Source organism: Tenacibaculum sp. Bg11-29 (assembly GCF_002836595.1).
GTDB lineage: Bacteria > Bacteroidota > Bacteroidia > Flavobacteriales > Flavobacteriaceae > Polaribacter.
On sequence record NZ_PJBB01000003.1, the window covers coordinates 3092852 to 3107543 of the forward strand.

Below are 14692 nucleotides of genomic sequence, written 5' to 3' on the forward strand. Positions count from 1 at the left end.
ATGAGTTTATCGAATCTTACAGAAGTATTTAAGAAACAAGCAGCTGACAATTCAGGAAATATCACTATTAATGAAAAAACATTTACCGATGCAGGGTTAATGTCTCCAGTGGATTTAGATGTATTATTAACCAAAGGATACAGCCTTGAAGAGGGTGTAAGTCTGTTGATTGATACTTCCTATACAACAATTCCAGATCCTGTAGAAGATATATTAACAATTTCAAATGGAAATACTGCAATATTAAATGTAGACAAACCAAATACTTCAGTTTTATTAACTATTACTGCAACAGGTAATAACATACAGATTTCTATTGTTATTAGTTTAAAAGATTGGTCATTTTCAACCAGTTGGCAATACATGACTGGAGGCGTATTTGATTCATTACCTTATAGTACTCCTGCTTTTATTTTTAGTTCAGAAGATACGGATGGATTTGTTTGGGAAAAAGAAGCAATTACTTTAAAAGCTGGTCAGAATTTTGCTTCATTAATAACATTAACTGGAATTCTTAAACCTGTAATAGAATTTCTTTCATCGTGGGTAGCTTCAACAAAACTAACTTTTGTAGGTAGTCTTGATCCTTCGAAAGTTGATAATGAACAATACATTTATCCAGAAATGGATTTATTTGTACCTATAAATGTAGCACCTATATCGTTATTATTCTTAGATGTTAGTAGCCCTGCATTAGGTTTCTCAATAGAATCATTTATTGATACTGCTGAAGGAGATGAAGAAGAATCAGTTGTACAAACGCCATTTTTGTTTTTTCAATTACAACTTAACGCTGGGTCTGGTGTAGAATTAGATTTTAGAACAAACATTAATACTAACGGTTCTTTATTTAATATTTCAGCCACTCCGCCAGAAAATGTTACTATAACACCACTTAATTTATTCTCCTTAATGGCTGGGAAGAATTGGTATGATAAAGTGCCTTCAACGCTTCAACAATATATCAATAAAATTAAGTTTGAAGGATTTCAAACATCCTTAATTATAGAAGATAAAATTCCAACAATACATAGTGTTTCTGCAAGTGCTGGATCTACGTCACCTTGGACGCTGTTTGCTAATTTTGAAATAGAAGAATTCGATGTTGTTTGGGTTGTTATGCAACCATTAGACACAGCAAAGGTTAGCCAAACTCTTTATTTTTCAGCCACAGTAAATTTTTTTCCTACCATTTTTGTTGGTGGATTTGATGTTGAAATAACTTCAGATTTAACCCTATCAGCTGCTTTTGATGGAAATGTTAATATAAATAATCTAATTGCCGCAGTTACTAATAATGTGATAGCAGTCCCAAAAAGTTTAGCAGAAATCAATCTTACTGGGTTTGGTATTGACATGGATATCAACCAAAAATATTATTCTTTTTTTTCAAACGGAGATGTAAGCTTCAATATAATTACTAATATTTCACTAACCAATGCTAGTATGACGATGACGTCGTCTACAGCGAATGACGGTTCAGATAAAAGTGTTTATACAGCCAATATATCAGGGTTATTTACCATTAGTATACTACAATTACAAACCGAAGTTAATTACAGTTCCGTTGATGACGGTGGTTGGGATTTATCATTAGTAATGCCATCTAATAAATCATTAAATATCAAAGAATTGATGGATGATCTTTTTGGTGAAGTTGACTTTAACCTAATAAAAGTATTTATTCCTGATAATCTAGTTATATCGGCATTTTCACTTTCATCAAACATTCCTAATGGAGATAAATCAGGGTCTTATAAAGTTAAAACAAGTGTTGATTGGAAATTTACATTCCCTTTCATTGAGCAAAATGTAGATATTAGCGCCAATTTGGCAATTGAAATGAAAGCAGGAGAAACTCCTGATAAAGATGTTTTTTCAGCTGGTATTTCTGGAACATTTAAACTTGAACCATTTGGTGCAGAAGTTAATCTAGGCTATTCCTTTGATGATACAGGTAAAAAAGAAATGTATATTGAGTGGGAGGGATTTACGGCCAAATATGCTACTGATGGTGAAAGTTCAACAATTACATTTGAAATAGCGAATTGGAGTGTTGGAAGCTTAGTTGAGTCTTTCATGAAAATGCTCGGACAACCTAATTTCGAATTAGTTTCTCCTTGGAATGTTCTTAACGAAATAAGTTTAAATGGTTTTAAGGTTACTTACAATCTTGAAACTAAAGAAATTATTGTTGAGTACAAATTACCAAAAACGCTAGACCTTATTTTTATAAAAATTGAGAGTTTAATACTTAAGAGAGTTAATAAAAAAGTTCAGATTTCGTTTGATGGAAGTTCATTGGTACCTTCTATAAATGATAGTAGTTTGTTTGATAAGGAAAACGGACAGGACGTTAACGATATGCCTAGTGTTCCAGGTCAAGGTTCTGAATATTTCGATTTACGACTATTGGCGATGGGACAACATGTTACCATCAATGGGTTTGAAGACTTTAAATCGATTCAAGAAGCTACGGACGCTATGAAAAAAGCCTTTACCGAACCGGAACCAGGTACAATACCAATTACACCAGACGGACTAATTTCTTTTAATGAAAACTCTAATTGGCTTTTTGCCGCTGATTTTGGAATTCTAAATACAGGAACAAAAGATTCACCAGAATGGACTGTAGATCTTCAAGCAGTTTTTAATGATCCTAGTTTATATGGTATTAAAATAGCCATGGCAGGTGTTAAAGCAAAAGTTTTTGCTGGTTTGGAGTTTGAAATCATGTATAAAAAAATATCAGATTCAGTAGGTGTTTACCAAATGGCATTAACCTTGCCTGATTCTTTAAGGTATTTACAATTTGGAGCTGTAAGCGTAACATTACCAAACATTGGTGTAGAAATATACACAAATGGTGATTTTATGATTGATATAGGATTTCCTTATGATTTAGATTTTTCACGTTCATTTTCTCTTTATGCCATTGTACCTCCTGGAATTCCAGCAATGGGATCGGGTGGTTTTTACTTTGGTAAATTAAGCGGAGCAACATCTACGAGTGTGCCTCAAACCAATTACGGTAACTTTAATCCAGTATTAGCATTTGGTCTAGGAATGCAAGTAGGAGTAGGGTATGATATTCAATATGGTGTATTAAAGGCAGGATTTAGTATTACTGTTTTTGGAATCATTGAAGGAATCATTGCAACGTATCATCCGTATACAGGAGTTGTAGACCAAAGCAATACAACAGTAGTAGAAACTTCATATTACTACTTTTTACAAGGTACATTTGGTATTATTGGTAAATTATATGGTTCCCTTGATTTTGGAATAATATCAGCAGATGTAAATATAACCGTTAAAGTATACGCGCAAGCAACTTTTGAAGCCTATAACAAAATTCCGCTTGCTATAGTAGCATCGGTTGATGTAAGGGTAACAGCAAAATTAAATCTTGGCCTATTCTCTATTAAGATTCACTTTAGTTTTAATGCAGATATTAGAACCGATCTTACTATTGGAACTGACGATACAGCACTTGCACCTTGGAATCACGATTTATCAGCAGCAGCCAATGTAAGCACATTTAGTATGACTTCGCCTCGTATGGCTATTCCTACTACACGTGAAGTTAATTTTAACACCAAACTTATAACAACACAAACAGAAACGGCGCCTACATTAAATATTTATTTAATACCACATTTAACCATTTCAGGAGCTGAATCAAATAACCTTAATACACAAACAGCACAATATGTTACTAATTTATGGATTGATTCTCCAAACCCTGAAAATCCGAATGAACTAAGTTCTTTTGAAACTTTAAATAAAGATTTTTTCAGGTGGTTAGTACAATCATATATGAATGAGCCTGGTGGTGAATCTACTCGCTCAGAAGCTGATACATTTGCAATTTCATTAATAGAATTAGATGCTATTTATTTAAAATTATCAGACCCAGACACACCATTTCCAATTGCTTTGGAAGATCTTATGGCATTTTTACAAAATACGTTTGAAACCATTAATATTCAATCAGAACCTCCAGTTGGTGGTTTAGAAACCGCAGCAATTTTTCCAATGTTCTATGATTTTGAATTATCGGTTCCGAAATCAGGTACAGGAGTTGATAGAAATTTCAGCACTTACAACATGGCAACAGATGAATATCTAAAAGAAGTAAAAGAATGGTTTGCTCAATTAGCCGTAAAAGTTTCAGATGATACAAGCACCAATAGTACGGCAAGAAGTGTAACCCCGGTAGAACATTCATTATCTACCTTTGTTTTTGAAGATTATTTTGTTTTAATAGGTAAACAGCTTATTGGTTATGCACAAGACGCTTTAAAAAATTACACGTATTCACTTAGCAGTGGTAATAGCCTGTTAGCTATGGTTACTTGGGCAAACAGTATATCTGTTGGTACTACGAAGAATGAAGCCAATTCTGGTTCTATAGCTAAGGCAAATCAATCATTAGCTTTAAATAAAGGACTTGCCATTACTATTTCAGGTATAAATTATACTATTATAGATAATGATAATTTTGAATCGATTGCAAGAGTATATGCCATGAATACGGGGGTATTGATAATTCAAAACGCAACAACACCTTCAATTTTAGTAGTAGGTCAAACTATTACTTACGATACAACTGAGTATATCGTTAAAACCAATGATACGATTAATTTGGTGGTAGCAGGTTTGGTTGAAGCAGGAGCAGCAGTAACTTTAAATGAACTAGCTAATAACATTGTATTTCAAACAACTTCGATACTAACTGTTAATGAAAATCTTAGTATTGTAGCAGCTAAATACACTGCAAAAAGTGAAGATACATTTACTTCAATAGCAACAGTAACTTACGAAGGAATTGATGTTTCAAATGTATTGATTCAAAATCAATTAACACCAGGGATTTTTATTGTTGGAAACTCTTTCGTTTATTTTGGAGAAACGTATGTAATTCTTTCAGGAGACACCTTACAATCAATAGCAGTAAGTTTAAGTGAAACAACTAATTCGGTAGTTAGTGTATCTGACTTAGCGAATGATACAGAAGTACAAAGTTTAAAGGTACAACCATTGGCTGTTGTACTTATTCAACCTTTTATTCATAAGACGTCCGATAACACCGATACTTTTGGCGCAATCGCACAAAAATATAGCACGACTGCTGAAATACTTGGAACTAATTATGAAAATCAAATATTGTCTGACTTATTTTATGATCCAGAAAATACAAACACTGCCAATATTCCTGATCTTAATTGTATAGATGTAGCTGCTGTATTAAATTATTTTACCTCAAAAGATTCTTATACTCAATTAGCAGGAATGGCTTCGAGGTATTCTCTTTATGGTATGAGGTTACCAACATCATTACCTGGTTTAACATTAAATACTGATTCTCCTTGTGTGGTTACACCACAAGTTGATGATAGTGAAACTAATTATTCAGATTGCGCATTGTATCGTCTTACAGGGCAGCAATTTGAAGTACCATCAGATGTGGCAGTTGAGTTTAATATTAACCTTATTAATAATACATTAGATTGGATTGAGTTTAATGGTAAACTACCTTCTGTTGGAGAATCTGATGATGACAAAACAGCTACGTTAAGCATAGTGCTAGTTGAGGATGATATTAAACAGATTAATGAAATTACCGATTACGCAACAAATACAGGTCTTCAACCAGATGTTTATACACTAGGTGCAATTTTACCTTATGAGCTTATGCCTGTACAATATTCATTTAAGTCAATGACTTTATGGAGTACTTCGGGTATCACCAATTTACCATACGGTAGTTTGGGCAGTCAGAATGATCCATCATTAGTAATATGGGAGTTTCCAACAAATTTACTAACGCAAATTGCAAAACCTAAAATTAATGGTTCTGCTTTTGATATACAAATTGGTACATACGATTCGGCTAAAGGAACAATGGAGTACAAGCCTTCTGATTATTATGGGTGGTCAACTCAATTAACTATAGACATTAAGAAAATAGCTAACAATAATGCAGTGGGTACAAGTGCATTTACTTATGAATTAATTGGCGCAGATGAAGCAGGAACTCAAATATTAGAACGTTTACTTTTAGCACTTGATCCGAATTCAAGTGATAATAATCAGAGTTTTATTGATGATATGCAATGGTTGTACATGGGAGATAATGGCTTACTGTCGGTTGGTAATATTAATATGAAATCATACATTATTCAGTCTAATCTTTCTACTGAAACGAATCCTGATGTAGCAGATGTAAGCTTACTTAGTTTTAATACAGCGGTTGCGGTTGCACCTAATGGTATTATGAATAGCTTGTATAATTTTGTTAAATTACTATGGGAATGTAGTATTACGCGTTCTGGTGGTTATTATCTATTGTATAACGAAATTGAAGGTGATACAGGTTTCCCAGATTCAATTTTTGATAATTCGGGAATTGCTTCTATTAGATTATTCACAACTTATAAAGAAGGTAGTAATCCTAATGTTTTAAAAAGTTACATGAATTGTGCTGTAACAGGTGATAAAATTGATACAAATTCATCAATTGTTTATGCCGAATCAAAAGCACAAACAAGCTTAACTTATGCTACAAAAACGACAACAGAAACCTTAACAACTATAGCAGAACAGTATAATATTTTATTAAGTGAATTGGCTGAACTAAATAAAACTTCGGTTGCGTTAACAACAACTTTTGATAATCCAATTATTCTTACAGGATTGGTTTTTGAAGTAGGTCTTTCAACAGCAACTCCTTCTAATAATTTAACAGCGATTGCAGCATACTACAATGTGTTGGCTGATAATATTAAAGAACTAAATAAAAACATTACCGCATGGGACAATCTTGATGTTTGGCAATTGGTAATTATTCCAAATGTATCCTATGAAATTGAATCACCTATTGGAGTTCAGGGAAATACATTTGAAACCATTGCAAATTATTATTTTATTGATATATCTACACTGTCGTTCTTAATTAAAGATAATCCATTATTTGCAAGTAATACAACTTTTGAAATTATAGATCAAATTGTCCAAAAAATATCATCAGTGTCACAAGGTTCTGCAGGATTCGATGTAACTCGTAAAGATCCCGATGTTTCAGGAGTATTAAGTCCAAATGACCCAGGATATGCAGATCAATATTTAAATAATTTATTTAATTTACTAAATTATCAAGTGGTTGAAAATAAATTCTTTAGTAAAAGTGTTGTTGGATTGCCATCTGGTCCTACAAGCTCAAATGAAGATACTGAAACAGTAAATGAATCCACTGGTACCGACCTTGCTATTTGGCAATATAATCAAGTAATTAATGTTGCTCAGTTTGCATTGCCTGTACCTGAAGAGACAGATGATGCTTTAAGACCAAGCGCTATTGATAACGCATATAGAGGAATAGGAAACACGCTTCAGGTTCATTTTAACTGGGTAGATTATTACGGTAATCAAACAATTACTCCATTAAGTGATCCTAGTCTTAACGCTTCCTCTCCATTAAATAATCCACCAATTCAAGTGGGGTATATGGATGAGTTAAAAGGATTATCTCAATGGCCAAGTACTTTTATTACCTACGATATTTCGGGAGGAAAGGAAAGCCCTGAATTACTTCTTAATTTTATTTTTAACATTACACGTTATGAAAACACAAATGATGAAGCTTGCATTGCAGACATAAATGATACTGATAACATGGGGGATTGGCAAAAAAATGCATTGCATGATTTAACCAATTACACTACTATTTATAATCAGATAACCCAACTGAATCCTGAAAATGGAGAAAACACGGTAACGTTTATGTTGGTTTCTTCTTTAATTCCCGGTGTTAATACGAAATTGAGTGCTACACAATATAGGAAAATTAAACAATATGTTCAAGACGTGTACCAGTACTTGTATACGATTGCACACTGTAAAAAGGTTCCTATGGCTCCAGGAATGGAACCAATAAGTCAACCAATTAACGATGCTGACATTACATTAGATCCAATATTTATGTTAACCGTTAATTTAAATATTGAAAGAGACTTATCTTTTGTAAACAATGATTTTAAAGATAGCCCATCGGTTACAAATGCAGATACAATCGTAGAACCGAATACGCAATTAATTGCCGGTAGTAAAGATAATACGGATAGCGTTAATACGAATGAAAATCATTCATTAACAGAATTTTCAGAGAATTTCGAAAATACTTTTTATACGGCTGACCAATATGTATTAAAAATAGCAACTGGTGTAAATGAAGCAGTAGCAGGAGGTAAGAAGAGTCAAGCTATTTACGTTGTACGAATGGGCTTCAAAGAAGAAAACGGTATTTATTGGTCTGTTTATGAAGCGGCTTTAAGTGGTAATTTAAATCCTTCGTTTTACGCACCAACACCAACATCAACAAGTTTACAATCTAAATCAAATGTTCCAATTTGCCCTTATACAACAGGTGGTGGACTTGATTGTAGTGCTAATAATACAAAAAACTACACAGGTATTGACCTTGATATTTGGGGAAAACAATGCTTAGAGGCAATTGATCAATTTTTAGGTTCAGAATATTCAGTCCCTGCATTCTTAGTAGATGAGCTTAAAAATGCTGACGAAAAAACATATTTAAATGCTAATAATATTGAAGCTGATTCATTCTTAGAAGCCATTACCAACGCAAAAAGTAGTTTGGCTAATACTATTTCACTTACGGTGGAACCAATACTTCAAAACCCTGTACAAAGCACTGGTAATTTATTAAATGCGCAAGAAAAGTTTAAACAACAACTTTTAATGAAATTGGGTAATACATATTCAATTAATGCGATTGTACAAATGAAGGCTACTGGCGAATCTAATATGCCAAAGACAAATGATAATTCTATTGCACCAAGATTATATGGTACACCAACTGTAGTAGAAGAATCTGAAGAAAATTTAGAAGAAAAACTATATTCAATTTCGAATGCAAAGGTGCAATTGAATTTTGAAGATGCACAAAATGATTCTTCTGAAATTTCATTTATATTTTCGACAAAGAATGCAGATACCACCAAAACCGTTTCATTGAATATGTCATTTCAAATTACACATGTTGAGTTTGAGATTGAGAATGTTCCAAATGTTGAAGGGTATCAAGCTTCAAAATGGTTAACGTTTATTATTCCAGCGAATTTAGAAGATACAGCCCAAGAATCTGCATTAGTACAGCAATTAGGACAAGTGGATATTCCAATTGTATTAAGAAATTACCCAGAACCACCTACGCTAACAAAACAAGAAGCTGTTGCTGTAACACCTATGGAAGGTGAAACAACAAAGAAAATTCTTGAACAATCTACAGAATGGGGTTATGATTATAATTACAATGAATCTCAGGTAGCACAGGATAAAATTTTCTCGAATATTTCATTTAATGCCGCTTTGCAGGCAAGTGATATTTCATTATTTAGCGTTCAAAGAAACTTATTTAATGATATGGCACAAATGATTGCTGTTTGGCCACAAGTATTAAGTGATTTAACCACTTATTTAACTAAAATTAAGCCTTCTTCTGATGTCAATGACCCTAACGTAAACCCAGCATATTTTGCTATGCAAACCTTGGTAGAAACAACCAATAATTTAGCATTGGCCTGGGAAGGTTATAATGGATCAGGCGTACAAGCTAAGAGTATGGTTGAAACAACAAATTCTTATGATTTTGTGATTGAACAAAACAATGATCTTAACTTCCTTGCTGAATGTGATACTTGTACAGATGAAACACCTTGCGGACGCTTAATTTTAACTATTGTACCTCCTGCAAATATTTCGACTTTTGATTTATTTTTATTTAATACGAACACCTTAACGGATGCCGTATTACCTGAAACACCTGTTGTTGAAATAAGCGGCTATACACGTGTAGAAGCAACAGAACTTGATGGTAGTATAATTCCGAATTCATATTGGTATTCACCAGACCCAACGGCTAAAAAACCTACCTATTTAGCATATGCTTGCTCTTTTGATATAGTGGAAAGATTAATAAAGGTAAACGGACTTAATGTGCTAGAATATCAGGATGCTTGGGCAGGAATTTCAATAATAAGAAATGAAGACCTTGTGGATGGCAACCAAACGAGTAGCGACTTTATTTACCGTACACCATTAATTAGATTCTCTAATAAATTAATTCCTTTATTGAATACTGATGTAGCAATAGATATTGCAAAACTAGAAAATGAATCTGGAGTTGATACAACACTCGTAAATCATTTAGCAAACCTATTTAATACATTGTTTTTTGATGATCATTTACCGCAACAAACAATTAAAATAAGTGCTTCTTGGAATTATAAATTAATAGCCAATGCAGGTGATATATTGCCTTCAATACAATTACCAATTCTGTTATATACACCATTTTCTTTTGAAATACCTACGGATTATACCATTGAAGAAGGTGGCTGCCCAGTAGTAGTTACAGAGACAACACCTTTTGTTTGCCAGATGGCGGCTGCAATGGAGCTTTGGTACAGTGAAAATATGCCAATTACAACGGAAGCATATTTCTCGTTTGATTTATCAATATTCTCAGGTTTAACAGAAACTCAGCTACCTATTTTACAGCTATCAAACCTGGTAATACCCTTTAAAAATATTAACTCAATTTAAAAACTAATGAGCCCATAAAAGAGAGAGATAATTAATAAAAAAATGAATTTTGAAGTATTAAATTTAAGAATAGAGAAATAACTAAACTCTAGGTGTTACGGCACATAATATATTTATAAACAACCAAAAACAAATGAAAAACCAAACAAAAGAACAATTATTTGATGTTATCGTAGTTGGTGGAGGTCCAATAGGATTATCTTCAGCCTATCACATAAGTAAACAAGACAATACAAAACGTATACTTGTACTAGAACAGTTTAAATTTGTAAACGAAGAAGTTAGTTCTTCAGGAAAATCGCGCCAATTTAGAGTACAGTACGATACTGTTCCTATGGCACAACTAGCATTAAGGGCAAAAGACCAATGGTTGGCTTTTAATGATGCAGCTAACAAAGAATTGTTAGAACAAATAGGGGCGCTATGGTTTGGTGATCCAGAATTAAACTCTTCAGAAGGAGGTATTAATGATGCGATAAAAGTAATGGATGAATTGGGTATTCCATACGATCAATTTACTAGTGGAGAGCAGATTATGGATCGTTTTAACTTTAAGGATCTACCAAGTGATTATGAGGGATTCTTTCAAGCAGATGGCGGAATCTTAGATATTGATGCGACGCAAGAGTTTATGCTAGCTGAATTAAGAAAAAACAATAATGTAGTCTTAAAAGAATTTACAGCGGTAACAGATATTGAATCTTTACCAAATGACGACATTATTGTTACCACTAACAGCACACAGAATCCTGATGAAATAATTAGTTATAAGGCTGAAAAATTAGCGTTAACTCCTGGACCGTACGTAAATGACTTGGTAAGCCATTTTGGATTAAAAGTAGGAATCGATATTTGGACGATGTCTTCAGCATACTATAAAATCTTAGATCCAGTAGTCGCAGAAATAGGAACGACCTATTATGTGTATGAAAATAATGAAACAGGATTGTACTATGGTTTTAATGAAGTTCCTTGGTCGAACCCAGGATATGTGCGTGTGGCAAATGCTGTAGCCGATGAAATTATAGATCACCCATCTGAAAGTACACATGAACCAGATTTAAAGAATATTGGATATACTACAGATTGGGTGAAGAATCATATGCCAGGTCTTGAGCCAAAACCTTCACTACTTTCAACTTGTATGGTTGCGATATCACAATCTAAAAATGAAATATTATTAGATTACTTGCCAAATACCATCAGTAATAATAAAAATATAGTAGTATATACTGCTGGGTGGGCTGCCAAATTTATCCCTACACTTGGAGACTTAATTTCTAAAATGTTATTGGGTACTGTTTCTGAAGAAGATCGTTATTTTTTAGAATACATGACAATTGATTGGAAGTTTCCTTTTGATACTTATGCTCCACATTTGCATAAAAAAAACCTTAAAAAACAATTACTAAAAAATTCAGCAGCAAAAACTACAAAACCAATCCGTAAGGGGCATAAAAAGTTTACAAGCACTCCAGAACCAGGATTAGATTTAGACGTAGCAATTGTTGGAGCAGGAGCTTCAGGATTGTATTCAGGTTATCGATTAAGAACTGGCGTAGATTCAAATGGAGATCCTTTAAACTTAAAGGTAAATATTTTTGAAGCTAGTGATCGAATTTGTGGCCGTTTAGATTCTGTAGAATTACCAGGAATGGAAGTTACCGCAGAATTAGGTGGAATGCGTTATATGGATACTCAAAAAATTATCACAGGACTTATAGATAAATACCAAACAGAAGGGTTATTAAATGCTATTCCTTTTGAAATGGGAGATTCTGGAAATCAGTTGATTTATTTAAGAAAACAACGTTATCATGCAAAAGATTACGATGTTCCAGGGTTTGAAACAAGGTATGATGTAGATCCGAAGTACACAGGTAAATCTGCCAATGATATATTTAATGATATTATAGATAGCGTTTTAATAGCCGATGGAGAAAGTATTGCTGCAATACAAGCTAGTCCAGATCCACAAGCGGAATGGAGACGTGTAAAACGAGATTTAATTTATAAATTTGAGGGGCCTTTTTTTAATAAACATGTTTATGAAATAGGTTTTTGGAACTTATTAAAAGATAGAAGTTCTCAAGAATGTTATGAGTTTTTAGCAAATGCTGGAGGATATTATTCGAATACTATAAACTGGAATGCTGCTGAAGCTTTTCCGTATATGGTAGGTGATTTTTCAGATGATGATGTAACTTATAATACCATTGAAGGTGGTTTTGATAAAGTGTTAAAAGTTACCGCTAGTAACTTTGTAAATGCTGGTGGAACTATAAAACCAAATAATGTATTGGTGAATTTCGAAAAAACGACAGCAAGTGATCCTACAACCAGAAAATACAAGCTTATTTTTGAGAATGTAGCAACAGGAGAAAAACATAATTATCAAGTACGTAATGAAGCCAATCAATGGGTTGCGTACGCAGATGATATTATTTTAGGAATGCCACGTAGGTCATTAGAATTACTAGACCAAAGTAACTTTTTGTTTAATCCTTATGAAACTGAAAGTAAGGCATTACATCATAATGTTAAATCGGTAATGAATGAACCTGCTTTGAAAATACTATTAGGTTTCGAAAATCCTTGGTGGCCAATAGATCCAGCTGAATATCAATCGCCATCAGTAACAGATTTACCAATGAGGCAATGTTACTATTTCGGAACAGACGCTAATAATCATTCTTTATTCTTAGCGAGCTATAATGATATGAGAACTGTTTCTTTTTGGAAAGCAATGGAAAATGATGCGTTGTTTGAAACGAAACCTACTGGTTATTTATTAGCTACTGCTACACGAAGAAAACGACTTCAAGAATATTTAGAAAAAGAAGTGCCAGCTGCAACACAAAGTATGGTTGCAGAAGTAATGAAAGAAGTAAAAGAAATGCATGGAAATGAAAACATACCAGCACCTTATACTTCAGCTTATAAAGATTGGAGCCACGACCCTTATGGAGGTGGATATCATGCTTGGAAATCAGGATTTGTAGTAGCAGATAAAATGCCTGAAATAAGACAACCACAAGCCAATGAACGTGTTTTTATTGTAGGAGAAGCTTATTCAGATCAACAAGGTTGGGTTGAAGGAGCTTTTTGTGAAGCAGAAAAAGTAATGCTTCATCGTTATAATTTACAACGTCCTAGTTGGATTCCTTCAGATTATTTTTTAGAATGGGAACAAACTGTACTTAAGCATATGTTATCTGAAGTGGAATAGTAATCTATTAATTTTAGTATAAATAATTGGGACCTTCGGGTCCCAATTTAAGTTTATAATTGTTTCATAAGAACAATAGGAGTGAAGCACTAATAAATATATTATTTGTTAAATAATAAAAGACTTATCTTATTTTTGTGATTTATATATTTTACATAAATCCTGAAATTTGTTTAAAAAAAGACAGCAATTACCCCAAGAACAATTTATAGATACAGATTATTTTATCTACTGTTTAGAAGCGGTTCATGATATAGAAACGGACGATGTTACCGAAACACAAAAAAAATTAGAACAATTGACCATGCAATATGGGGTAGCCAGTATTTATAAAACATGCGACACTATTGAAGGTCTAGAAACTAGCTTAAATGCATTGCTTTTAGATGATCATAATTTTAATGATTATGAAATAATATACATGGTTATAACAGGTGAAGCAAACAGTATTTGTTTAAATGACTACTATTATAGTTTACAAGAAATTGCAGAAATTTTTGAAGGAAGATTAAGTGGAAAGATTTTACATTTTTCAAATGCAAAAGTTTTAGATTTAGACGAAGAAGAAGCGCAGTATTTTTTGGATATTACGGGTGCAAAGGCTATTTCTGGCTATGGTAATGAGTTTAATGGAGTTACTAGTTCAAATTTAGATATCGCTTTCTTTAACTTATTTAAAGAAGATGAAAATATGTTAGAAGTTGTAGAAGAGTTACATCAAAAATATTACAAAATATGTAAACTACTTGATTTTAGATTGTATTACTAAAATAAGACTTTATTAATATAATGATGAAGTATAATTTGTATATATTTTAATTATTAGATTAAGAT

At 32.9% G+C, this 14692-nt stretch carries 3 protein-coding genes; all 3 read left to right on the plus strand.

What is annotated here, in order from left to right; all coding sequences use genetic code 11:
- The 3 genes from CXF68_RS14150 to CXF68_RS14160 all read left to right on the plus strand — a co-directional run bounded on the left by CXF68_RS14150 (position 1) and on the right by CXF68_RS14160 (position 14627).
- On the plus strand, positions 1–10629 hold the full coding sequence (locus CXF68_RS14150) for a LysM peptidoglycan-binding domain-containing protein (protein ID WP_101045734.1): 10629 nt from the start codon (positions 1–3) through the stop codon (positions 10627–10629).
- Between the two features lie 133 nt (positions 10630–10762).
- On the plus strand, positions 10763–13858 hold the full coding sequence (locus tag CXF68_RS14155; protein ID WP_101045736.1) for an FAD-dependent oxidoreductase: 3096 nt from the start codon (positions 10763–10765) through the stop codon (positions 13856–13858).
- A 169-nt stretch (positions 13859–14027) separates the two neighbouring features.
- Entirely contained in the window at positions 14028–14627 is a 600-nt protein-coding gene (locus tag CXF68_RS14160) for a DUF6642 family protein (RefSeq protein WP_101045738.1), read from the plus strand.
- The last annotated feature ends 65 nt before the right edge of the window (positions 14628–14692 follow it).